Source organism: Streptomyces ambofaciens ATCC 23877, assembly GCF_001267885.1.
In the GTDB taxonomy this organism is placed as follows: domain Bacteria; phylum Actinomycetota; class Actinomycetes; order Streptomycetales; family Streptomycetaceae; genus Streptomyces; species Streptomyces ambofaciens.
Map to the genome: position 1 here is coordinate 3982902 of NZ_CP012382.1, position 20957 is coordinate 4003858.

Annotated in this window: 19 protein-coding genes; 10 read left to right on the plus strand and 9 right to left on the minus strand. The window is 68.5% G+C overall.

The features are described 5' to 3' along the window. Positions 1-83 precede the first annotated feature (83 nt). Complete coding sequence (locus SAM23877_RS17740; RefSeq protein ID WP_053133866.1) at positions 84-548, plus strand: MarR family winged helix-turn-helix transcriptional regulator; 465 nt, start codon at positions 84-86, stop codon at positions 546-548. Positions 549-606: 58 nt separating this feature from the next. Continuing rightward, entirely contained in the window at positions 607-1059 is a 453-nt protein-coding gene (locus SAM23877_RS17745; protein WP_053133869.1) for a GNAT family N-acetyltransferase, read from the plus strand. A gap of 97 nt (positions 1060-1156) precedes the next feature. On the opposite strand, the gene SAM23877_RS17750 is transcribed toward SAM23877_RS17745, so the two are convergent. Both SAM23877_RS17750 and dnaB read right to left on the minus strand, forming a co-directional pair. Then, the gene (locus SAM23877_RS17750; RefSeq protein WP_053133872.1) at positions 1157-2542 is read right to left on the minus strand and encodes a serine hydrolase domain-containing protein; all 1386 of its coding nucleotides are present in this window, start codon (positions 2540-2542) and stop codon (positions 1157-1159) included. 58 nt (positions 2543-2600) lie between these two features. Next, the gene (gene dnaB, locus SAM23877_RS17755) at positions 2601-4079 is read right to left on the minus strand and encodes a replicative DNA helicase (RefSeq protein ID WP_053133874.1); all 1479 of its coding nucleotides are present in this window, start codon (positions 4077-4079) and stop codon (positions 2601-2603) included. 458 nt (positions 4080-4537) lie between these two features. Between dnaB and SAM23877_RS17760 the strand changes: the two genes are divergently transcribed. Next, positions 4538-5875, plus strand: coding sequence for an MATE family efflux transporter (locus SAM23877_RS17760; RefSeq protein WP_053133876.1), 1338 nt, complete (start codon positions 4538-4540; stop codon positions 5873-5875). Positions 5876-6039: 164 nt separating this feature from the next. Here the strand turns inward: SAM23877_RS17760 and rplI are convergent, their stop codons facing one another. The 4 genes from rplI to rpsF all read right to left on the minus strand — a co-directional run bounded on the left by rplI (position 6040) and on the right by rpsF (position 7745). Beyond that, complete coding sequence (gene rplI, locus SAM23877_RS17765) at positions 6040-6486, minus strand: 50S ribosomal protein L9 (RefSeq protein ID WP_053133879.1); 447 nt, start codon at positions 6484-6486, stop codon at positions 6040-6042. 18 nt (positions 6487-6504) lie between these two features. Then, on the minus strand, positions 6505-6741 hold the full coding sequence (rpsR, locus tag SAM23877_RS17770) for a 30S ribosomal protein S18 (RefSeq protein ID WP_003949403.1): 237 nt from the start codon (positions 6739-6741) through the stop codon (positions 6505-6507). 42 nt (positions 6742-6783) lie between these two features. Further along, complete coding sequence (locus SAM23877_RS17775) at positions 6784-7377, minus strand: single-stranded DNA-binding protein (protein ID WP_053133882.1); 594 nt, start codon at positions 7375-7377, stop codon at positions 6784-6786. 77 nt (positions 7378-7454) lie between these two features. Then, entirely contained in the window at positions 7455-7745 is a 291-nt protein-coding gene (gene rpsF, locus SAM23877_RS17780) for a 30S ribosomal protein S6 (protein ID WP_003975025.1), read from the minus strand. 277 nt (positions 7746-8022) lie between these two features. Between rpsF and SAM23877_RS17785 the strand changes: the two genes are divergently transcribed. The 3 genes from SAM23877_RS17785 (at position 8023) to SAM23877_RS17795 (ending at position 10691) form a co-directional block, all read left to right on the plus strand. Beyond that, complete coding sequence (locus tag SAM23877_RS17785; protein ID WP_053133885.1) at positions 8023-8328, plus strand: hypothetical protein; 306 nt, start codon at positions 8023-8025, stop codon at positions 8326-8328. Positions 8329-8476: 148 nt separating this feature from the next. Continuing rightward, entirely contained in the window at positions 8477-9598 is a 1122-nt protein-coding gene (gene femX, locus SAM23877_RS17790; protein ID WP_053133888.1) for a peptidoglycan bridge formation glycyltransferase FemX, read from the plus strand. Positions 9599-9659: 61 nt separating this feature from the next. Then, entirely contained in the window at positions 9660-10691 is a 1032-nt protein-coding gene (locus SAM23877_RS17795) for an alanine racemase (protein ID WP_053133891.1), read from the plus strand. A 109-nt stretch (positions 10692-10800) separates the two neighbouring features. On the opposite strand, the gene SAM23877_RS17800 is transcribed toward SAM23877_RS17795, so the two are convergent. Together SAM23877_RS17800 and SAM23877_RS17805 are read right to left on the minus strand one after the other, a co-directional pair. Next, a complete protein-coding gene (locus tag SAM23877_RS17800; RefSeq protein WP_053133894.1) occupies positions 10801-12309 on the minus strand; it encodes a glycosyltransferase family 87 protein in 1509 nt (502 codons plus the stop codon). A 121-nt stretch (positions 12310-12430) separates the two neighbouring features. After that, the gene (locus SAM23877_RS17805) at positions 12431-14812 is read right to left on the minus strand and encodes a transglycosylase domain-containing protein (RefSeq protein ID WP_053133898.1); all 2382 of its coding nucleotides are present in this window, start codon (positions 14810-14812) and stop codon (positions 12431-12433) included. Between the two features lie 665 nt (positions 14813-15477). Here SAM23877_RS17805 and SAM23877_RS17810 point away from each other — a divergent pair. The 4 genes from SAM23877_RS17810 (at position 15478) to SAM23877_RS17825 (ending at position 19252) form a co-directional block, all read left to right on the plus strand. Beyond that, positions 15478-16155: a PadR family transcriptional regulator gene (locus SAM23877_RS17810; RefSeq protein WP_053133901.1), complete on the plus strand. Its 678-nt coding sequence runs from the start codon at positions 15478-15480 to the stop codon at positions 16153-16155. Between the two features lie 44 nt (positions 16156-16199). Further along, on the plus strand, positions 16200-17282 hold the full coding sequence (locus SAM23877_RS17815; protein ID WP_053133904.1) for an inositol-3-phosphate synthase: 1083 nt from the start codon (positions 16200-16202) through the stop codon (positions 17280-17282). A 77-nt stretch (positions 17283-17359) separates the two neighbouring features. Continuing rightward, entirely contained in the window at positions 17360-18622 is a 1263-nt protein-coding gene (locus tag SAM23877_RS17820) for an MFS transporter (protein WP_053133907.1), read from the plus strand. A gap of 123 nt (positions 18623-18745) precedes the next feature. Next, on the plus strand, positions 18746-19252 hold the full coding sequence (locus SAM23877_RS17825; RefSeq protein WP_053133910.1) for an LppU/SCO3897 family protein: 507 nt from the start codon (positions 18746-18748) through the stop codon (positions 19250-19252). 102 nt (positions 19253-19354) lie between these two features. On the opposite strand, the gene SAM23877_RS17830 is transcribed toward SAM23877_RS17825, so the two are convergent. Continuing rightward, positions 19355-20800: a CCA tRNA nucleotidyltransferase gene (locus tag SAM23877_RS17830; RefSeq protein ID WP_053133913.1), complete on the minus strand. Its 1446-nt coding sequence runs from the start codon at positions 20798-20800 to the stop codon at positions 19355-19357. Between the last annotated feature and the right edge of the window lie 157 nt (positions 20801-20957).

Sequence of the window (20957 nt, forward strand, 5' to 3'; positions counted from 1 at the left end):
TGCAGACGCGGGCAATATGCAAGCGCCGACAATTGCGGCGCTGGTCTACCCTGGTCTCAGTCACTCCGGGACGGAGGAACCACATGACAGCGACGGACCCCGCGCTCACCGCCCTCTCCCAAGGCTGGTGCGCCCTCTCCCTGCTGCACGGGAGGATCGAGGCCCGCATCGAGCGCGCCCTGCAGGCCGGGCACGACCTGAGCGTGCGCGAGTACTCCCTGCTCGACGTACTCAGCCGGCAGCACGACGGCGACGGGGGGCACCTGCAGATGAAGCAGGTCGCCGACGCCGTCGTCCTCAGCCAGAGCGCCACCACGCGCCTGGTCACCCGACTCGAGGAGCGCCGGTTGCTGGAGCGCTACCTGTGCCCCACCGACCGGCGCGGTATCTACACCAACGTCACCGCGGCGGGCCTGAAGCTGCTGGACGAGGCGCGACCCACCAACGACGCCGCGCTCCGTGAGGCCCTCGACGAGGCTGCCCAGAACCCTGACCTGGCCCCACTGGTCCGGGTGGTGGAAACCCTCAAGACACCGGTGCCCGCCTAGCCGGGGCGACGCCGGCCCGTTCCGTGCCTCTCGCGGCGGCTCTGCATAGGCTGCGGCCATGGGAGATCTTGAGATACGGCCCACCACCGAGGACGACATCCCAGCGGTCGTCGCGATGCTCGCCGACGATCCGCTGGGCGCCCAACGCGAGTCACCGGACGACCTGAGCCCTTACCTGGCCGCGTTCGAGCGGCTCAGCACCGACCCAAACCAGCATCTGGTCGTCGCCGTCCGCGACGGTCACGTCGTCGGCACTCTGCAGCTGACGATCGTCCCCGGCTTGTCCCGGCGCGGTGCCACCCGGTCGATCGTCGAAGGGGTGCGTGTCCACGCCGACGAGCGTGGCAGTGGCCTGGGCACACAACTCATCGAGTGGGCCGTCGAGGAGTCCCGTCGCCAGGGGTGCCAGCTGGTGCAGCTCACCTCCGACAGGAGCCGCGTCGACGCCCATCGTTTCTACGAGCGCCTCGGTTTCTCGGCCTCGCACACGGGCTTCAAGCTCCCACTCTGAGCGAACGGTCCGAGCCGTCCGTAGGCGCCCCCTTCGGGCCGTTGCCGGTCCTGTTTCACGTGAAACAGGACCGGCAACGGCACCCGGGCGGCAGTGGCTAGCCGATCCCCCGCCACCCCTCCGGGTCCACACCTCCCGGTACCGAGGCCCCCTCCTCGTACGGCTGACGCGTGAACACGAACGATCCCAGGTCCAGATGGCTCACGGCCCCGTCCGGACGCCGCACGGCACGCAGGAGTTCCCCGGCGTAGTAGCCCTCGAGCCCGGTCCACGTACCGTCGTCGTTCGCCCGGAAACGCGAACGGCGGCCGAAGCCCGACAGCGGCTCCAGCGATACTCCCCCGTCGGGCGTCAGCCGCAGCGCGAAGGCATGCGTTCCCCAGTACCACTGCCCGGCCAACTCCAGCACGGCGGCGTCGGCTTCCGGCAGGGGACGCCACGGTTCGGGGATCCGGGGCTCCGCCTCGGCGACGATGCGCACGAGGTCGGCACCGACCCCGGCCGTCAGCGGCCCGGAGGTACAGTTGGTCAGCACCACCGCGGCCACGTCGTCCTCCACGCTGATCGTGAGGTTGGCCAGGAAGCCCGGCAGGGACCCGGAGTGGCCCACGAGCAGCCGACCGTCCCGGTACTGGATCTGCAGGCCCAGTCCGTAGGCCGCGCCGTCCACCACGTCCGCGGCCTCGGCCGGTGCCGCCGGCGCCCGCATCTCCCGGACGCTCCGCGCACTCAGTACCCGGTCGTCCCCCCTCGTCAGAAAGACGGCGAACCGCGCCAGGTCCCCGGTGGTGGACCAGAGCTGACCGGCCGGGGCCATTCGCCCGAGATCCTCGGCGGGCTCGGGCAGCAACACGTCCGCCCACGGATGCACCGCCCAGCCACCGGCGTGCGGAGCCTGCGGCTGGGCGGTCGTACGGTCCAGACCCAGCGGCTCCAGGACCTCACGCCGCAGCACGTCCTCCCAGGGAGCACCGCGCAGCTTCTCGACCAGCGCGCCGAGCAGGGTGTAGCCAGGGTTCGAGTAGTGGTGCCGGCGGCCCACCGGATGCACGAGGGGCTGCTTGCCCAGCACATCGGCGAGCTCCGGCCGCAGGGAGCCCGGCGTCCGCTCCCACCACGGCGCGGGCGACTCGGCGGCCAGCCCGCCCGAGTGCGCCAGCAGCTCGGCGATCGTGGCCTCGCCCGCGCCGGTACCGGGCAGATGCTTCTCCAATGCGTCCCCGAGGTCGAGCACCCCCTCGTCGCGCAGACGCAGAACGAGCACGGCGGTGAACGTCTTCGTGATGGAGCCGATCCGGTACTGCACGTTCTCGTCCGGGCCGTGCCCGTCGACCGAGCTCCGTGCGCCGTGCCACACGGCTCGCCCGTCCCGGACGACCGCCGCGACGAGCGACGGCGTGCGCCCCTCGGACTGCGCCACGGCGATCCGGTGCAGCAACGCCCGGCGGGTAGCGGGGAGCAACTCTTCCTGAGGTGTCGTCATGCCCCCAGTCCACCGGCCCGGACACCGCGCGTCGAGCCAATTTGCCCGCGCCGGGCCATCAGGTCTGTGCCATGTCCACGAAGCGGGAGTAGTGGCCCTGGAAGGCGACGGTGATCGTGGCCGTGGGGCCGTTACGGTGCTTGGCCACGATCAGGTCCGCCTCGCCGGCACGCGGCGACTCCTTCTCGTAGGCGTCCTCGCGGTGCAGCAGGATGACCATGTCGGCGTCCTGCTCGATGGACCCGGACTCACGCAGGTCGGAGACCATCGGCTTCTTGTCGGTGCGCTGCTCGGGGCCACGGTTCAGCTGGGAGAGCGCGATGACCGGGATCTCCAGCTCCTTGGCCAGGAGCTTGAGGTTACGGGACATGTCCGAGACCTCCTGCTGACGGCTCTCTGCCCGCTTGGAGCCTCCGGACTGCATGAGCTGGAGGTAGTCGATGACGACCAGCTTGAGGTCGTTGCGCTGCTTGAGGCGGCGGCACTTGGCGCGGATCTCCATCATCGACAGGTTGGGGGAGTCGTCGATGTAGAGCGGGGCGGCCGAGACGTCCGGCATCCGGCGGGCCAGACGGGTCCAGTCGTCGTCCGTCATCGTGCCGGAACGCATGTGGTGCAGCGCGACGCGCGCCTCGGCGGACAGCAGACGCATGGCGATCTCGTTGCGTCCCATTTCGAGCGAGAAGATGACGCTCGGCAGGTTGTTCTTGATCGAGGCGGCGCGGGCGAAGTCCAGCGCGAGCGTCGACTTGCCCATGGCGGGTCGCGCGGCGATGACGACCATCTGGCCGGGGTGCAGGCCGTTGGTCAGCGAGTCGAAGTCCGTGAACCCGGTGGGCACACCGGTCATCTCGCCGCTGCGCGATCCGATCGCCTCGATCTCGTCGAGCGCGCCCTCCATGATGTCGCCGAGCGGCAGATAGTCCTCACTCGTGCGCTGCTCGGTGACGGCGTAGATCTCTGCCTGCGCGCGGTTGACGATCTCGTCGACGTCGTCGTCGGCCGCGTATCCCATCTGGGTGATCCGCGTGCCGGCCTCCACCAGGCGCCGCAGGACGGCCCGCTCGTGCACGATCTCCGCGTAGTACGCGGCGTTCGCGGCCGTCGGCACGGTCTGGACGAGGGTGTGCAGATACGAGGCGCCGCCGACCTTGTTGATCTCACCGCGTTTGGTGAGCTCGGCCGCGATGGTGATGGGGTCGGCAGGTTCGCCCTTGGCATAGACGTCGAGGATGGCCTGGTAGACCGTCTCGTGGGCCGGCTTGTAGAAGTCGTGGCCCTTGAGGATCTCGACGACGTCGGCGATGGCGTCCTTGGAGAGGAGCATGCCGCCGAGGACGGACTGCTCGGCGTCCAGGTCCTGCGGTGGCACCCGCTCGAACGACGGACCACCGCCGTCCCACGCACCGTTGTCCGGGCCGCGCTCGTGCTGTTCGTCGCGGCTGCGTCCTCCGTCACCGCGACGGCGGGAAGCGGGCAGACGATCGCTGGGACCGCTGTCGGCCCACGGGTCGTCCAAGGGCTCGGAAATGCTCACCGAGCCACCTCCTCCCGTCCGCCGAGCGGACCTCGCCGTGCTCTCATTTCTACGGCACGGCACTGACAAATAAGACGCCCCACTTCGCTTCTGGCGCGTCGGTTTTGGGCTGGTTCGAAAGGCGACGGACGGAGGGGGCGCCGGACCACCGTAGGCCTGCCGGCACCGTCAGCCAATCTGGTTATCCACAGGCCATGTGGACGACGGGCCAGATGCTGTGGAGAACTCGGCCAAACCTGTGCACGACCCGGTGGACAGCCCTGTGAACAAGCACTCGCCTCGACCGGAAGAGGGCCTCTGAACTGCGCTTTCACCATCCACGCCCTGTGCAGAAGAAAAACTTTCCCCATCGGATCAAGATCGTTCCGAACCGTGCCCAGAAGCACACGCGGTGAGACGGAGCGTAAGGGTCATCCAGGCATTGCATCTCTTACCTGTGGACGATTAGATTGGTGCTCATGACACAGGCCCCAGCGCGCTCGCGGACCCTCCGGCGCCGACACGACCGAGAGATCATCGCGCTGGCCGTCCCGGCCTTCGGCGCCCTCGTCGCCGAGCCCCTCTTCGTCATGGCCGACAGTGCGATCGTCGGCCATCTCGGCACCGCGCAGCTGGCCGGCCTCGGCATCGCCTCGGCACTGCTCACCACAGCCGTCAGCGTCTTCGTCTTCCTCGCCTACGCCACCACCGCGGCGGTGTCCCGGCGCGTAGGCGCGGGCGACCTGCAATCGGCGATCCGTCAGGGAATGGACGGCATCTGGCTGGCCCTGCTGCTCGGCGCCGCCGTCATTGCGGTGGTGTTCCCGACGGCGCCCGCACTCATCGAGCTCTTCGGAGCCTCCGACACCGCGGCACCGTACGCCATCACCTATCTGCGGATCTCCGCCCTCGGCATCCCCGCCATGCTGGTCGTGCTGGCCGCGACCGGGGTCCTGCGGGGGTTGCAGAACACCCGGACCCCGCTCTACGTGGCCATCGCCGGCTTCCTTGCCAACGCCATCCTCAACGTCGTCCTCGTCTACGGCGCCGGCCTCGGCATCGCGGGCTCCGCCTGGGGCACCGTCATCGCCCAGTGGGGCATGGCCGCGGTGTACCTGTGGGTGGTGGTCCGCGGGGCCCGTCGCCACGGCGCCTCCCTGCGTCCGGACGTCGCCGGGATCAGAGCCTCCGCCCAGGCGGGGGTCCCGCTGCTCGTACGGACGCTCTCCCTGCGGGCGATTCTCATGATCACCACAGCGGTGGCGGCTCGCCTGGGCGACGCCGATATCGCGGCCCACCAGATCATCCTGTCCCTGTGGAGTCTGCTCGCCTTCGCCCTCGACGCCATCGCCATCGCCGGTCAGGCCATCATCGGGCGCTACCTGGGGGCCGGTGACGCCCAGGGTGCCCGCGACGCCTGTCGCAGGATGGTCGAGTGGGGCGTCGCGGTCGGCATCGCACTCGGTCTGCTCGTGGTGCTGTCCCGTCCGGTCTTCCTGCCCCTGTTCACCGGCGACTCCGCGGTGACGGACGCAGCCCTGCCCGCCCTTGTCATCGTGGCCGCCTCGCAGCCGATCTGCGGAGTGGTCTACGTCCTGGACGGCGTCCTCATGGGCGCGGGTGACGGCCCGTATCTCGCCTGGGCGATGCTGCTGACCCTGGCGGTCTTCATTCCCGCGGCACTCCTCGTCCCGGCCGTCGGTGGCGGGCTCACCGCGCTGTGGGCGGCCATGACGCTGATGATGGCGATGCGCCTGGTGACTCTGTGGCTGCGCGCCCGCTCGGGACGTTGGGTCGTCACCGGTGCGACGCGCTGACCGTTTCACGTGAAACACGACGTTTCCCGTTCAGGGCGGAGACACAGACCGCGCAAGGCCGCATGAATACAGCACCGCATCCTCGGGAGACGCGGCCATGAAGAGGGGGCCGCATCCCGTTGCGGGGATGCGGCCCCCTTTCATCGCTTCAGCGTGAGCAGAGCTCAGGCAGCGACGACCTCGATGTTGACCTTGGCGGCAACCTCGGGGTGCAGACGCACGGACGTCTCGTGGGCGCCCAGGGTCTTGATCGGCGCACCCAGCTCGATGCGACGCTTGTCGACGTCGGGACCGCCGGCGGCCTTGATCGCGGAAGCGACGTCGGCCGGGGTGACGGAGCCGAAGAGGCGACCGGCCTCGCCGGAGCGGACGGCCAGGCGAACCTTGACGCCCTCGAGCTGGCCCTTGATCTGGTTGGCCTGCTCGATGGTCTGGATCTCGTGGATCTTGCGAGCGCGACGGATCTGCTCGACGTCCTTCTCGCCGCCCTTGGTCCAGCGGATGGCGAACTTCCGCGGGATCAGGTAGTTGCGGGCGTAGCCGTCCTTGACGTCGACGACTTCGCCCGCGGCACCGAGGCCGGAGACCTCGTGGGTGAGGATGATCTTCATTAGTCGGTCACCCTTCCCTTATCGCGCGGTGGAGGTGTAGGGCAGCAGCGCCATCTCACGGCTGTTCTTCACGGCCGTGGCGACGTCACGCTGGTGCTGGGTGCAGTTGCCGGTCACGCGGCGGGCACGGATCTTGCCGCGGTCGGAAATGAACTTCCGCAGCATGTTCGTGTCCTTGTAGTCCACGTACGTGACCTTGTCCTTGCAGAATGCGCAGACCTTCTTCTTCGGCTTGCGCACAGGCGGCTTAGCCATGATGTCTCTCCTGTGTGATCAAGAAGTGTGGGTAGAGCCCGTCTAGAAGGGGGGCTCGTCCGAGTAGCCGCCACCGCCGCCGGAGCCACCGCCCCAGCCGCCGCCACCCTGGCCGCCGGCACCCTGCTGGCCACCGGCGGGAGCGCCGGTCGCCCAGGGGTCGTCGGCCGGAGCGCCGCCGCCCTGCTGGCCACCGCCGGGGCCGCCGCCCCAGCCGCCGCCACCCTGGCCGCCACCGCCGCCGTAACCGCCCTGGCCGCCTCGCCCCTGGCCCGAGGTCTTGGTGACCTTGGCCGTGGCGCTGCGCAGACTGGCGCCGACCTCGTCGACGTCCAGCTCGTAGACCGTGCGCTTGACGCCCTCACGGTCCTCGTAGGACCGCTGCTTCAGCCGGCCCTGCACGATGACGCGCATGCCTCGCTGGAGCGACTCGGCGACGTTCTCCGCCGCCTGTCGCCAGACCGAGCAGGTGAGGAAGAGGCTTTCGCCGTCCTTCCACTCGTTCGTCTGGCGGTCGAAGGTGCGGGGGGTCGACGCGACACGGAACTTCGCGACGGCCGCACCGGACGGGGTGAAGCGCAGCTCGGGGTCATCGACAAGATTGCCGACGACCGTGATGACGGTCTCGCCTGCCATGGGGGAACCTCTCGGCGGGTTTGCTGCTGGCTGCTTGTGCTGCTACTCGAATCCCGGGATCGGCTGAGCGGGAAGGCTCAGTGCATCTCGGGACGGAGGACCTTGGTCCGGAGGACCGACTCGTTCAGGTTCATCTGGCGGTCGAGCTCCTTGACGACCGCAGGCTCGGCCTGCAGGTCGATGACCGAGTAGATGCCCTCAGGCTTCTTCTTGATCTCGTACGAGAGACGACGACGGCCCCAGGTGTCGACCTTCTCGACCTTTCCGCCGCCGTCACGGACGACAGAGAGGAAGTTCTCGATCAGCGGGGAGACAGAACGCTCCTCGAGATCGGGGTCGAGGATGACCATCACCTCGTAGTGACGCATGTGGAACCCACCTCCTTTGGACTCAACGGCCACGGTCGTTCCGTGGCAGGAGGGTTGCGATGCGTTGGCACCGGCATCCGCGAGTAAAGCAGGACCCACTGACAATCGGGCTTCCTCCGGAGAGGAGGCCCGGGCGCGGCGGGCAGCAGACACCAGTGCAGAAGGTACAGAGTACCCGGCCACCCGCTTGCGGTTGAAATCCGGCTGTGAGGGGACACAATCGGTACTCAGCGGATGTGACGGGCGACGACACACTGCCTTCGGCAGGAGGTTCCCCATGGCACAGATCATGCGACCCGCCAAACCCAGGACCGGCTTGCTGGCCACCGACGGCAAACCGCACCCCCTCCAGGACACCCTGCTGGCCGCGGCCCTGGTGCTGGGCGTGCTCGCCCTGGCCACCGCGAGCTTCCGCGGGCTCCACATCCTGACCTCCTGGGCAGGTCTGCTGGGTGTGCTGACCGCCGGATACGGCCAGCTCATCTCGGTGACGACACGCGAGCGCTTCGGTCTGGTGCTGGCGCTCGGCGCCTCCGCACTCGGCCTGTTCTTCGGCATCAGCCACGGCGGGTTCTTCGGCTGAGCCCCGCACCACCCGTCCTCCCGAGAGACCTCCGGGGGACCCCTTGCACCCGTACGCCGGACGGGGCGCTCACAGGGCGCAGTAGGCTTCGCGCGAGAGCCGGAGCCCCTGTACCCATGGGGACACACCAGCCCGAGGAGCGCCCCGAATGAGCCTGACCCTGAGGACCATCAGTCGTGAGCAGCATCTGGCATACATCCAGAGCCTGCCGGCGGCTAGTCACATGCAGGTCCCGGCATGGGCGGACGTGAAGGCGGAATGGCGCTCGGAGAACCTCGGCTGGTTCGACGACCGGACCGGTGAGCTGGTCGGTGCGGGCCTCGTCCTCTACCGGCAGCTCCCCAAGATCAAGCGCTACCTCGCGTACCTGCCCGAGGGCCCGGTCATCAACTGGTTCGCGCCGAACCTCCAGGACTGGATGGAGCCGATGCTGGCTCACCTCAAGCAGCAGGGCGCCTTCTCGGTGAAGATGGGCCCCCCGGTGATCATCCGCCGCTGGGACGCCGCGTCCATCAAGAAGGGCATCCAGGACCCCGACGTCAAGCGCCTGCGCGACATAGAGGCCGACCACATCGAGCCGCGCGCCTTCGAGGTGGCCGACAAGCTGCGCCGCATGGGCTGGCAGCAGGGCGAGGACGGCGGTGCCGGCTTCGGCGACGTACAGCCCCGCTACGTCTTCCAGGTGCCGCTGGCCAACCGCTCCCTGGAAGAGGTCCACAAGAACTTCAACCAGCTGTGGCGGCGCAACATCAAGAAGGCCGAGAAGGCCGGCGTCGAGGTCGTCCAGGGTGGCTACCACGACCTCGAGGAGTGGCAGCGGCTCTACGAGATCACGGCCGTGCGCGACCACTTCCGGCCGCGCCCGCTGTCCTACTTCCAGCGCATGTGGGCGGCCCTCAACAACGAGGACCCCAACCGCATGCGGCTGTACTTCGCCCGGCACAACGGGGTGAACCTGTCTGCCGCGACCATGCTGGTGGTCGGCGGGCACGTCTGGTACTCGTACGGCGCCTCCGACAACATCGGCCGCGAGGTCCGGCCCTCGAACGCGATGCAGTGGGCCATGCTCCGCGACGCCTACGCCCTCGGCGCCACCGTCTACGACCTGCGCGGCATCTCCGACTCCCTGGACGAGAGCGACCACCTCTTCGGCCTGATCCAGTTCAAGGTCGGCACGGGCGGGCAGGCGGCCGAGTACCTCGGCGAGTGGGACTTCCCCCTGAACAAGCTGCTCCACAAGGCGCTCGACATCTACATGTCGCGCCGCTGACCCCTTCGCTCACCCCTATCCCGCACCTCTGACAGCCACGAGAAAGGTCCCAGGTCCGGCCATGGCGCTCACCCTCTACGTCGACACCGCGCGCTGGCGGGCGCACCACAAGCACGTGCAGGAGCAGTTCCCCGGGCTGGTCCCGGTCTGCAAGGGCAACGGCTACGGCTTCGGGCACGAGCGGCTGGCGGAAGAGGCCACGCGGCTGGGCTCGGACGTGCTGGCCGTCGGCACCACGTACGAGGCCGCCCGGATCAAGGACTTCTTCGGCGGCGACCTGCTGGTCCTGACGCCGTACCGGCGCGGCGAGGAGCCCGTCCCGCTGCCCGACCGGGTCGTGCGCTCCGTGTCGTCCATCGACGGCGTGTACGGCCTCGTGGGCGCGCGCGTGGTCATCGAGGTGATGTCCTCGATGAAGCGCCACGGCATCAGTGAGCAGGACCTGCCCCAGCTGCACGCCGCCATAGAGAACGTCCGGCTGGAGGGCTTCGCCATCCATCTGCCGCTGGACCGCACCGACGGTTCGGACGCCGTCGAAGAGGTCATCGGCTGGATGGACCGGCTGCGCGCGGCCCGGCTGCCGCTGCACACGATGTTCGTCAGCCACCTCAAGGCGGACGAGCTGGCGCGGCTCCAGCAGCAGTTCCCGCAGACCCGCTTCCGCGCCCGGATCGGCACCCGGCTGTGGCTGGGCGACCACGACGCCACCGAGTACCACGGCGCGGTCCTGGACGTCACACGGGTCACCAAGGGCGAGCGCTTCGGCTACCGGCAGCAGAAGGCGGCCTCGGACGGCTTCCTCGTGGTCGTGGCGGGCGGTACGTCGCACGGCGTGGGCCTGGAGGCCCCGAAGGCACTGCACGGCGTCATGCCGCGTGCCAAGGGCGTCGCCCGGGCCGGTCTCGCCACGGTGAACCGCAACCTCTCGCCGTTCGTGTGGGGCGGCAAGCAGCGGTGGTTCGCGGAGCCGCCGCACATGCAGGTGTCCATCCTGTTCGTGCCTTCGGACGCGCCGGAGCCGAAGGTCGGCGACGAGCTGGTGGCTCATCTGCGGCACACCACCACGCAGTTCGACCGGATCCTCGACCGCTGAGGTACCGCGCCGGCCGTGGGTCCCGCGGCAGCCGAAAGGCCGTACACGCTGTTGCGTGTACGGCCTTTCGCATGGCTACCGGCGGCGGACCACCGTGGAGTCCGTTCGCTCAGAGCGAACCTCCGGTCGGCTGCCCCGCTCCCCACCGCACCGTGGAGGCCTCGGAGTGGGCCGCGTGCCGGGCGGGGCGAGCCGCGGGGCCGAGAACGAAGACGTCTTCCGCCCCGTCGAGTGCACCGCCCGACGGATCGTCGTCCCCCGTCCGCCGCACGGGATCCCGGTCCGGCATCAGGATGTCGCGCACGACCATGACGCACAGGAACAGCGTTCCCAGCAGATGCACGGCGATGGCCCAGTGGTAGCCGTCCGTGGGCAAGCCCTTGTGGGCGTCACCGCTGGTCGTGTAGGCGAGGTACATCCAGATGCCCAGGAAGTACGCCACCTCGCACGTCTGCCAGATCAGGAAGTCACGCCACTTGGGCCGGGCCAGCGCGGCCAACGGCACCAGCCACAGCACGTACTGCGGTGAGTAGACCTTGTTGGTGAGGATGAACGCGGCGACGATCAGAAAGGCCAGCTGGGCGAAGCGCGGACGCCGGGGGGCGGTCAGCGTGAGCGCGGCGATGCCTCCGCAGCACAGCAGCATCAGGAGCGTGGCGAGTGTGTTGACTGTCTCGGTGCTGGGCGGGTTGTCGGAGTTGTGGACCAGGATCAGCCAGAAGGACCCGAAGTCGACACCCCGTTCCTGGCTGAACGTGTAGAACTTCGACCAGCCGTCGAAGGCGAAGAGCATGACCGGCAGATTCACCACCAGCCAGGCGACGGCCGCTCCTCCCACGGCCTTTCCGAAGTCACGCCATTTGCCCGCGCGCCAGCACAACACGAGCAGCGGGCCGAGGATCAGGAACGGGTAGAGCTTGGCAGCCGTGGCCAGGCCCAGCAGAACGCCGAAGGCCAGCGGACGTCCTCGGGACCACATCAGGAGGGCGGCGGACGTCAGGGCGACCGCCAGCAGGTCCCAGTTGATGGTCGCGGTCAGCGCGAGGGCGGGCGCGAGGGCGACCAGCAGTCCGTCCCAAGGGCGCCGGGTGTGCGTGCGGGTCACGCAGACGGCGATGACGGCCGCGCACGCCATGAGCATCCCGGCGTTGACCATCCAGTACCACTGCTCCTGGTCCTGGATGCTGCCGCTGCCCGGCGTGAGCCAGGACGCGGCCTCCATGAACACGCCGGTCAGCACGGGGTACTCGAGGTACTCCATGTCGCCGGGGAGCTTGTCGAAGTACGGCACGAGACCGTCGACGAACCCACGCCCCTGGTAGAGGTGCGGGATGTCCGAGTAGCACGCGTGCGTGTACTGGGAACTGGCACCGAAGAACCAGGCGCCGTTGTAACAGGGCGCCTTCTGGACCAGGCCGAGGGCGAACATGCCGATCGCCACGAGCGCGATCACCCGGACGGGCGTCCACCAGGACGTCCCCAGCAGGGCACGCCGACCGGCAGGGCCGCCGATCAGCTCACTGCCCGCCGCGGCGACCGCGTCCTCCCTGGTCGGCCGCACGGGGTCCGGCTCGTGCACGCTCGCTGGTGTCGATTCTGCACTGGGCATGGGGCACATCCTGCCGTACGTACCCGGCCATACGCCGGGGCCGCCGCACCCCGTTGGATGCGGCGGCCCCTGTTTCACGTGAAACTTGCGGGTGTTTCACGTGAAACACCCATGCCGGACGTTCCGACAGCTATCCCTCCTGGCCGGCGATGAAGCCACCGCCTCCGTTCTGATTTCCTCTGGTGTCTTCCTCTTCCCCTGACCCGCTGGGCGACGGCGAGGGTGACGGACTGACGTCCGAGCCACCGTTCTCATTGCCGCTGTTGTCGTTGCCGCTGTTGTCGCCGTCCTCGCAGTTCCACTCGAAGACGCCACAGGTGTCACTCGGCGAGGGGGAGGGGGTGGTTTCGGACTCACTGGGCGACGGCGTCGGCGACGGGCTCGTCTTCTCCTCCGTCTCGGAGGGCGAGGGGGACGGGCTCGGCGGCGGGGTGTCGTTGATGACCTCACCGATGGGCTCGGGCTTCGGGAACTTCTCCTTCGGCTTCCCCTTCAGCGCGTCCGACATGTAGTCCTGCCAGATCACCGACGGGAACGAAGCACCGTGGATCTCCTCCTCGCCGCCCGTTCCGTACATCTCCAGGAACTTGCGGTCCTTGAGGGTTTCGTCATCCGGGTAGCGGAACATGCTGATCGCGGTCGACAGCTGCGGGGTGTAGCCGACGAACCAGGCGGACTTGTTTCCGTCCGTGGTGCCGGTCTTACCGGCCACCTCGCGGCCGGGCAGCTGGGCGTTGGTTCCCGTGCCGTCCTCGACGACGGTCTTCAGGACGTCCGTGACGTTGTCCGCCACCTTCGCGGTGAACGCCTGCTTCGACGTGACCTTGTGCGTGTAGATCGGGCCCTTCTTCGTCACCTTGGTGACGGAGAACGGCTCGCGCTGCTTGCCGCTCGCCGCGAAGGTGGCGTACGAACCCGCCATGCGGATGGCACTCGGGTCCGACACACCGATGGAGAACGACGGGTAGCCGGCCCCTGCCAGGCTGCTCTCCAGCAGCCCCGCGTCGACGGCTGCCTCCTTCACCTTGTCCAGTCCGACGTCCATGCCGAGCTGCACGAAGGCGGAGTTCACCGACTGGCGCATGGCCTCACGAAGATCGATCTTGTACGAGGGCGGCTCGCCGACCGACTCCTTGCCGTCGTTCTCCTGGCGCCACTGCTCGCCCTTCTCGTTCTGCCAGATCGACCCGTCGTAGTTGTTGATCTTCAGGTTGTTCTTGCCGCTGTAGAGACTCTTCGGCGAGACGACGGTGCGCTCGTCCTGGGCCTGGTTCTCACCGAGCTCAGGATCGCGCACACCCCACTTCATCGCGGCCGCGAGCACGTAGGGCTTGAACGTCGAACCGACCTGCGCACCGGTCACGTCGGCGTTGTTGGTGAAGTGCTTGGTCGCGTCCTCGCCGCCGTAGATGGCCTCGATGGCCCCGGTCTCGGGGTTGACGGACGCCCCGCCGAACTGAACGTGGGTGTCCTCCTCGGGCCTCTTCTTGGGGTCGATGTTCTTCTTGTAGACGTTCTCGACCGCGGTTTCGAGCTCCTCGACCTTCTTCTTGTCGAAGGTCGTGTAGATCGAGTAGCCGCCCTTCTCCAGCTGCTGCTCCGTCACGCCGGCGTTCTTGATCACGGAGGACTTGGCGAGCCGGACGAGATAGCCGATCTGGCCGCCCAGCTGCGTGTTCGACTGCGGGTTCTGCACCTTGGGGAGCTCGGTGTACTGGGCCCGCTTCTCCTGGCTCAGGTGTCCGTACTCGACCATCTTGTCGAGCGTGTCCTGCATCTGCCGCTGCGCCCGGTCACTGTTGGCCTCGGCGGTCGCGTTCACCGGGTCGATCGACGGCGAGCCGGCCGGGTCGTAGTACGTGGCGCCCTTGAGCACCGCGGACAGGAAGGCGCACTGGCCCGGGTTGAGGTCGACGGCGTCCACGTTGAAGTAGGCCCGGGAGGCCGCCTGGATGCCGTAGGCGCCGCGTCCGTAGTAGGCGGAGTTCAGGTAGCCCTCGAGGATCTTGTCCTTGGGCTCCTCGGCGCCGACCTTGATCGATACGAAGATCTCCTTGACCTTGCGGGAGATCGTCTGCGACTGGTCGTTCAGCATCGCGTTCTTCACGTACTGCTGGGTGATCGTGGAACCACCCTGCGTCTCGCCTCCCCTGGCCATGTTGAACACGGCGCGGGCGATGCCCTTGGGGTCGATGCCGCTGTCGGAGTAGAAGGTCTTGTTCTCCTGGGAGATGACCGCGTTGCGCATCTCCATGGGGATCTGCGCGAGATCCACGCTCTGGCGGTTCAGCTCACCGCCCGTCGCGACCATCTGGCTGCCGTCGGCCCAGTAGTAGACGTTGTTCTGCGCCGTGGCGGCCTTGTCCGGCTCGGGGATGCCCACCATGGCGTAGGCGATGCCCGCCGCGGCCACCATGGTGCCGAAGAAGCCGATGCACACCCCGGAGACGAGCTTCCAGGAGGGCACCCAGCGACGCCAGCCGTCCCTGTCGAAGCGCGGGTAGTCGATCATCCGCTTCCTGCCGGACGCGGCCGCACGCCGGCCGGCCGCCCCACCCGCGCCGACGGCGGCGGCACGTCGGCCTCCGCGGCCCGGCTCGGCCGCTCTGCGGCGACCGCCTCCATTGCGCTGTGCCGCACGCCGGGCCTCGGCACGGCTGCCGTACGGACGCTCCTCGCTCTCCGGACCGTACGAGCCGGACGGAGACCCTGTGGCGCCTCGCGGTGCCGCACGGCGGCCGGAGGACGAGCCGGACTGGCCGCGTCGGGCCGCGGCACGTCCGCCTCCCTGCGGCTGCGGCGGTTTGCGACGGTGCTCGCTCATCGAACGACTACTCCTCGGGCAGGCGCACCTTACGCGCGCCTGGTAAAGGCGGCTGGTTTCCGGTCCCCCCGAAGTACGGATGCGGTCCCTTCCGCATTCACCCGTACTGCACCGGGGACAAGGACGCCCCCAGGCGTCACTCGGTTCCCGGTGGTCTGCATGGCGCACAGACTACGCACCGTCAAAACCCCCGAGACTCGAAGTTCACCTCAAATCAGGCAACTTGCTCTCCCTGAATCCCTGATGTGATCCCGTTCACCATTCCGCCTCTTGTCGCGCGCGGAAGCTCGTTCTATCGTGCAGATGTATCGAGTCGATACATCACCGCGGCATAAGGGCGAGAGGAGGCGACGATGAGCCGACGTTCCGGCATCCTCGAGTTCGCCGTACTCGGCCTGCTCCGCGAGTCCCCGATGCACGGCTATGAGCTGCGCAAACGGCTCAACACGTCACTGGGTGTGTTCCGGGCGTTCAGCTACGGGACGCTCTACCCCTGCCTCAAGACGCTGGTCGCCAACGGCTGGTTGATCGAGGAACCGGGGAACGTCGGCGAGGCCGCCGCCTCCCTCACGGGACGCCGCGCCAAGATCGTCTACCGGTTGACGGCCGACGGTAAGGAACACTTCGAGCAGCTCCTCTCCCAGACCGGCCCGGACGCGTACGAGGACGAGACCTTCGCCGCTCGCTTCGCGTTCTTCGGGCAGACGTCGCGCGACGTACGCATGCGCGTGCTCGAGGGCCGGCGCAGCCGGCTGGAGGAGCGCCTGGAGAAGATGAGCGCCTCCCTGGCGCGCACCCGGGAGCGACTCGACGACTACACGCTTGAGCTCCAGCGCCACGGAATGGAGTCCGTGGAGCGCGAGGTGCGCTGGCTGAACGAGCTCATCGAGAGCGAGCGGGCGGGGCGGGACCTGCGGGGTTCCGCTGCGGAGGGGACCGCTCAACAGGACACGACATCTGGAGCGACGGGCGGCCTGCCCCGGCCGGGGGACGACCCCCGGCCGGATACGCCCGGCGACACCGCCACGTGAGCGCCCAGTCAGGGCCTCACTCGTACACACAGGGAGCAACCGGAATGGGTTCGGTTCGCGTAGCCATCGTCGGTGTGGGCAACTGCGCCGCATCGCTGGTGCAGGGCGTCGAGTACTACAAGGACGCCGACCCGGCGGCCAAGGTCCCGGGCCTGATGCACGTCCAGTTCGGCGACTACCACGTCCGTGACATCGAGTTCGTCGCCGCCTTCGACGTGGACGCCAAGAAGGTCGGCCTGGACCTCGCGGACGCCATCGGCGCCTCCGAGAACAACACCATCAAGATCTGCGACGTGCCCAACAGCGGCGTCCAGGTCCAGCGCGGCCACACCCTGGACGGTCTCGGCAAGTACTACCGCGAGACCATCGAGGAGTCCGCCGAGGAGCCGGCCGACATCGTCAAGGTCCTCAAGGACAAGCAGGTCGACGTCCTGGTCTGCTACCTGCCCGTCGGTTCCGAGGACGCGGCGAAGTACTACGCCCAGTGCGCCATCGACGCCAAGGTCGCCTTCGTCAACGCCCTCCCGGTCTTCATCGCCGGCACCAAGGAGTGGGCGGACAAGTTCACCGAGGCCGGTGTCCCGATCGTCGGTGACGACATCAAGTCGCAGGTCGGCGCCACCATCACGCACCGCGTCATGGCGAAGCTGTTCGAGGACCGGGGTGTCATCCTGGACCGCACGATGCAGCTGAACGTCGGCGGCAACATGGACTTCAAGAACATGCTCGAGCGTGACCGCCTCGAGTCGAAGAAGATCTCCAAGACGCAGGCCGTCACCTCCCAGATCCCCGACCGGGACATGGGCGAGAAGAACGTCCACATCGGCCCGTCCGACTACGTGGCCTGGCTGGACGACCGCAAGTGGGCCTACGTCCGCCTGGAGGGTCGTGCCTTCGGTGACGTCCCGCTGAACCTGGAGTACAAGCTCGAGGTCTGGGACTCCCCGAACTCGGCCGGTGTCATCATCGACGCCCTGCGCGCCGCGAAGATCGCCAAGGACCGCGGCATCGGTGGCCCGATCCTGTCGGCGTCGAGCTACTTCATGAAGTCCCCGCCGGTCCAGTACTTCGACGACGAGGCCCGCACCAACGTCGAGAAGTTCATCGCCGGCGAGGTCGAGCGCTGACAAGCGCGGACTGAGTCCGTCGGAGGTCCCCGGGTCGCATGACCCGGGGACCTTTCCCGTATGTGAGGCTGTGCACCATGGCCGTCGTCCGTGACCTGCGCGTCCTGCTGCGCCTGAAGGGCTTCCGGCGTCTGCTCGCCGTGCGCCTGCTCTCCCAGGGTGCCGACGGCGTCTACCAGGTCGCGCTCGCCACTTACGTCGTCTTCTCACCGGAGAAGCAGACCTCGGCCGCCGGGATCGCCTCCGCGATGGCGGTCCTGCTCCTTCCGTACTCCCTGGTGGGCCCCTTCGCCGGTGTCCTGCTGGACCGCTGGCGCCGCCGCCAGGTCTTTCTGTACGGCAACCTGCTGCGCGCCGTGCTGGCGGCGGTGACGGCCCTGCTGATGATCGTCTCCGTCCCCGACTGGCTCTTCTACGTCTCCGCCCTCTGCGTCACGGCCGTCAACCGCTTCGTCCTCGCGGGTCTGTCCGCGGCGCTGCCGCGCGTGGTCGACGCGGAGCGCCTGGTCATCGCCAACTCGCTCTCCCCGACCGCCGGCACCCTCGCCGCGACGGCCGGCGGCGGCCTCGCCTTCGTCGTACGCCTCGTGGTCGCGGACTCCGATGCCGCCGTGGTGCTGCTCGGGGCCGCCCTGTACCTGTGCGGGGCACTGGCGTCGCTGCGCATCGCCGTGGAGCTGCTGGGTCCGGACCCCGAGCACGTGCCTCCACGCCTGGCATCGGCCCTGGCCGGTACCGCGCGCGACCTGGTGGCCGGCGTACGGCATCTCGCCGCGCCGGCTCGGCGGGAGGCGGCCTGGTCGCTCGCGGGCATGACGCTGATGCGGTTCTGCTACGGCGCCCTGCTGGTCATGCTGCTCATGCTGTGCCGGTACGCCCTGACCTCGACCACGGACGAGGGGCTCGCCCTGCTGGGGCTGGCGCTGGGCGTCTCCGGCGCGGGCTTCTTCGCGGCCGCGGTGATCACCCCGTGGGCGGCGGGCCGGCTCGGGCCGGGCCGCTGGATGGCCGTGTGCGCGGGGGCGGCCACGGTGCTGGTACCGGCGCTCGGCCTGCCGTTCGCCACCGCGCCGCTGCTGGTCGCGGCGTTCGTGCTGGGCCTGACGACGCAGGGAGCGAAGATCGCGACCGACACGGTCGTGCAGTCCTCGGTCGAGGACGCCTTCCGTGGCCGGATCTTCTCCGTCTACGACGTGCTGTTCAACGTCGCCTTCGTCGGCGCCGCCGGCGTGGCCGCCCTGATACTGCCGCCGGACGGCCGTTCCGTGACGCTGGTCGTGACAGTGACCGCGGTCTACGGAGCGGTTGCGGCGGCTATGACCTGGTTTGAACGGCAGTAAGTGTCACATCAGTGCCACGAAGCCTCGACGGGCTACAGAGATGTCAGTGCGGACCGATAACTTACGTGGGTCTTATTCGCGTCATGTTCGCGACACGCACCTATGTTTCAGGGGGACCCCCAAGTGACTACTCCGCCGTCCCAGGGCAATCCGTTCGCGCAAGGCCAGCCGCAGGCTCCGCAGCAGCCGCAGGGGCAGAACCCCTACGCCCAGGGACAGCCGGGCTTCCCTCAGCAGGCAGGCCAGCCCGGATTCCCCCAGCAGGGTGCGCCGTTCGCACCGGTCCCGCCGCAGCCGGCCCGTCGCAAGCCGAGCTTCAAGACGATCAAGAACATCGTCATCGCCGTCATCGTCGTGTGCGTGGCGGTCGGCGGCTACATCGCCAGCCGGGACGACGCCGACCAGGCCGGCGTGGGTGACTGCCTGAAGTCCGCCTCGTCCTCCTCGGACCGCATGGAGGTCGTGGACTGTACGTCCACGGACGCCGAGGCGAAGGTCCTCAAGAAGATCAAGGGGCACTACTCCCAGATCACCGCCGAGTCCGCATGCCGACCGGTCGAAGGCGCCACGGGCTTCTACGCGGAGACGGGCGACGGCGAAGAGTTCCTCCTCTGCCTCGGTGACGTCTGATCCGACCTGTCACAGGCGTAGGGGCGGTGTTTCACGTGAAACACCGCCCCTACGCATGCTCAGCCTCGCGGTCGTGTTTCACGTGAAACACGACCGCACGGCTCACGCCTCCTGCTCGGCCCACCACTCCTTGAGCGCTGCGACCGCGGCGTCGCGCTCCATGGGCCCGTTCTCCAACCGGAGCTCCAGCAGATGCTTGTAGGCCTGACCGACAGCCGGCCCGGGGCGGACACCGAGGATCTCCATGATCTGGTTGCCGTCCAGGTCGGGACGGATCGCGTCCAGCTCCTCCTGCTGCTGAAGCTGCGCGATCCGCTCCTCCAGCCCGTCATACGCGCGCGAGAGGGCCGAGGCCTTGCGCTTGTTGCGGGTCGTGCAGTCGGAACGGGTCAGCTTGTGGAGCCGGTCGAGCAGTGGGCCTGCGTCCCGGACGTACCGGCGGACCGCGGAATCGGTCCACTCCCCCGTGCCATAGCCGTGGAAGCGCAGGTGCAGTTCGACCAGGCGTGAGACATCCTTCACCAGGTCGTTGGGGTACTTGAGCGCGGTCATGCGCTTCTTCGTCATTTTGGCCCCGACCACTTCGTGGTGGTGGAAGGAGACCCGGCCGTCCTCCTCGAAGCGCCGAGTGCGGGGCTTGCCGATGTCGTGCAGCAGGGCAGCCAGGCGGAGGGTCAGGTCAGGCCCCTCGCTCTCCAGGGCCATGGCCTGTTCCAGGACGATCAGCGTGTGGTCGTAGACGTCCTTGTGCCGGTGGTGTTCGTCCCGCTCCAGACGCAGGGCCGGCAGTTCCGGCAGGATGCGCTCGGCGAGCCCGGTGTCGACCAGCAGGGAGAGCCCCTTGCGCGGCTGCGCGGAGAGAACGAGTTTGTTCAGCTCGTCACGGACCCGCTCGGCCGAGACGATGTCGATGCGGCCGGCCATGTCCTTCATGGCCTGCACGACCTCCGGCGCCACCTCGAAGTCGAGCTGCGCGGCGAAGCGCGCGGCGCGCATCATGCGGAGCGGGTCGTCCGAGAAGGACTCCTCGGGAGTACCCGGAGTGCGCAGCACACGGGCCGCGAGGTCGTCGAGCCCACCGTGCGGATCGATGAACCGTGCCTCCGGCAGCGCCACCGCCATGGCGTTCACCGTGAAGTCCCGCCGGACCAGGTCCTCCTCGATCGAGTCACCGTACGACACCTCCGGCTTGCGCGAGGTGCGGTCGTACGCCTCCGAACGGTAGGTGGTCACCTCGATCTGGTAACCGTCCTTCTGCGCCCCGACCGTCCCGAAGGCGATCCCGACCTCCCAGACGGCGTCCGCCCACGGACGCAGGATCTTCAGGACGTCCTGCGGGCGGGCATCGGTCGTGAAGTCCAGGTCGTTGCCGAGCCGGCCGAGCAACGCGTCCCGGACCGAGCCGCCGACCAGGGCGAGGGAGAACCCGGCCTCCTGGAAACGGCGGGCGAGGTCGTCGGCGACAGGGGCGACCCGCAGCGGTTCCCTCACCGCTCGGTGCTGCTCCTGGCTCAGGGCACTGGGGGTGACTTCCTTGGCGTTCGGCACAACAGAAAAGGGTACGTGGCCCGGGAGGACACCGGCGCCCCGATTGATCCCGCCCGAACACACCCCGTTGCACACCGCTCCCTCTATAGGCGCACATACGGGACAGCCTCGTTCGGCGGCGGATCTTGTGGCGTACACCGCGGCACTTCCCCTCGCC

Coding starts and splice junctions, on each gene's coding strand:
- rpsR (WP_003949403.1), bottom strand. CDS start 6,741: ATGGCTAAGCCGCCTGTGCGCAAGCCGAAGAAGAAGGTCTGCGCATTC.
- SAM23877_RS17750 (WP_053133872.1), bottom strand. CDS start 2,542: ATGACGACACCTCAGGAAGAGTTGCTCCCCGCTACCCGCCGGGCGTTG.
- femX (WP_053133888.1), top strand. CDS start 8,477: ATGAGCCTGACCCTGAGGACCATCAGTCGTGAGCAGCATCTGGCATAC.
- SAM23877_RS17795 (WP_053133891.1), top strand. CDS start 9,660: ATGGCGCTCACCCTCTACGTCGACACCGCGCGCTGGCGGGCGCACCAC.
- SAM23877_RS17760 (WP_053133876.1), top strand. CDS start 4,538: ATGACACAGGCCCCAGCGCGCTCGCGGACCCTCCGGCGCCGACACGAC.
- SAM23877_RS17815 (WP_053133904.1), top strand. CDS start 16,200: ATGGGTTCGGTTCGCGTAGCCATCGTCGGTGTGGGCAACTGCGCCGCA.
- SAM23877_RS17745 (WP_053133869.1), top strand. CDS start 607: ATGGGAGATCTTGAGATACGGCCCACCACCGAGGACGACATCCCAGCG.
- rpsF (WP_003975025.1), bottom strand. CDS start 7,745: ATGCGTCACTACGAGGTGATGGTCATCCTCGACCCCGATCTCGAGGAG.
- SAM23877_RS17820 (WP_053133907.1), top strand. CDS start 17,360: ATGGCCGTCGTCCGTGACCTGCGCGTCCTGCTGCGCCTGAAGGGCTTC.
- SAM23877_RS17800 (WP_053133894.1), bottom strand. CDS start 12,309: ATGTGCCCCATGCCCAGTGCAGAATCGACACCAGCGAGCGTGCACGAG.
- SAM23877_RS17785 (WP_053133885.1), top strand. CDS start 8,023: ATGGCACAGATCATGCGACCCGCCAAACCCAGGACCGGCTTGCTGGCC.
- SAM23877_RS17775 (WP_053133882.1), bottom strand. CDS start 7,377: ATGGCAGGCGAGACCGTCATCACGGTCGTCGGCAATCTTGTCGATGAC.
- SAM23877_RS17740 (WP_053133866.1), top strand. CDS start 84: ATGACAGCGACGGACCCCGCGCTCACCGCCCTCTCCCAAGGCTGGTGC.
- SAM23877_RS17810 (WP_053133901.1), top strand. CDS start 15,478: ATGAGCCGACGTTCCGGCATCCTCGAGTTCGCCGTACTCGGCCTGCTC.
- rplI (WP_053133879.1), bottom strand. CDS start 6,486: ATGAAGATCATCCTCACCCACGAGGTCTCCGGCCTCGGTGCCGCGGGC.
- SAM23877_RS17805 (WP_053133898.1), bottom strand. CDS start 14,812: ATGATCGACTACCCGCGCTTCGACAGGGACGGCTGGCGTCGCTGGGTG.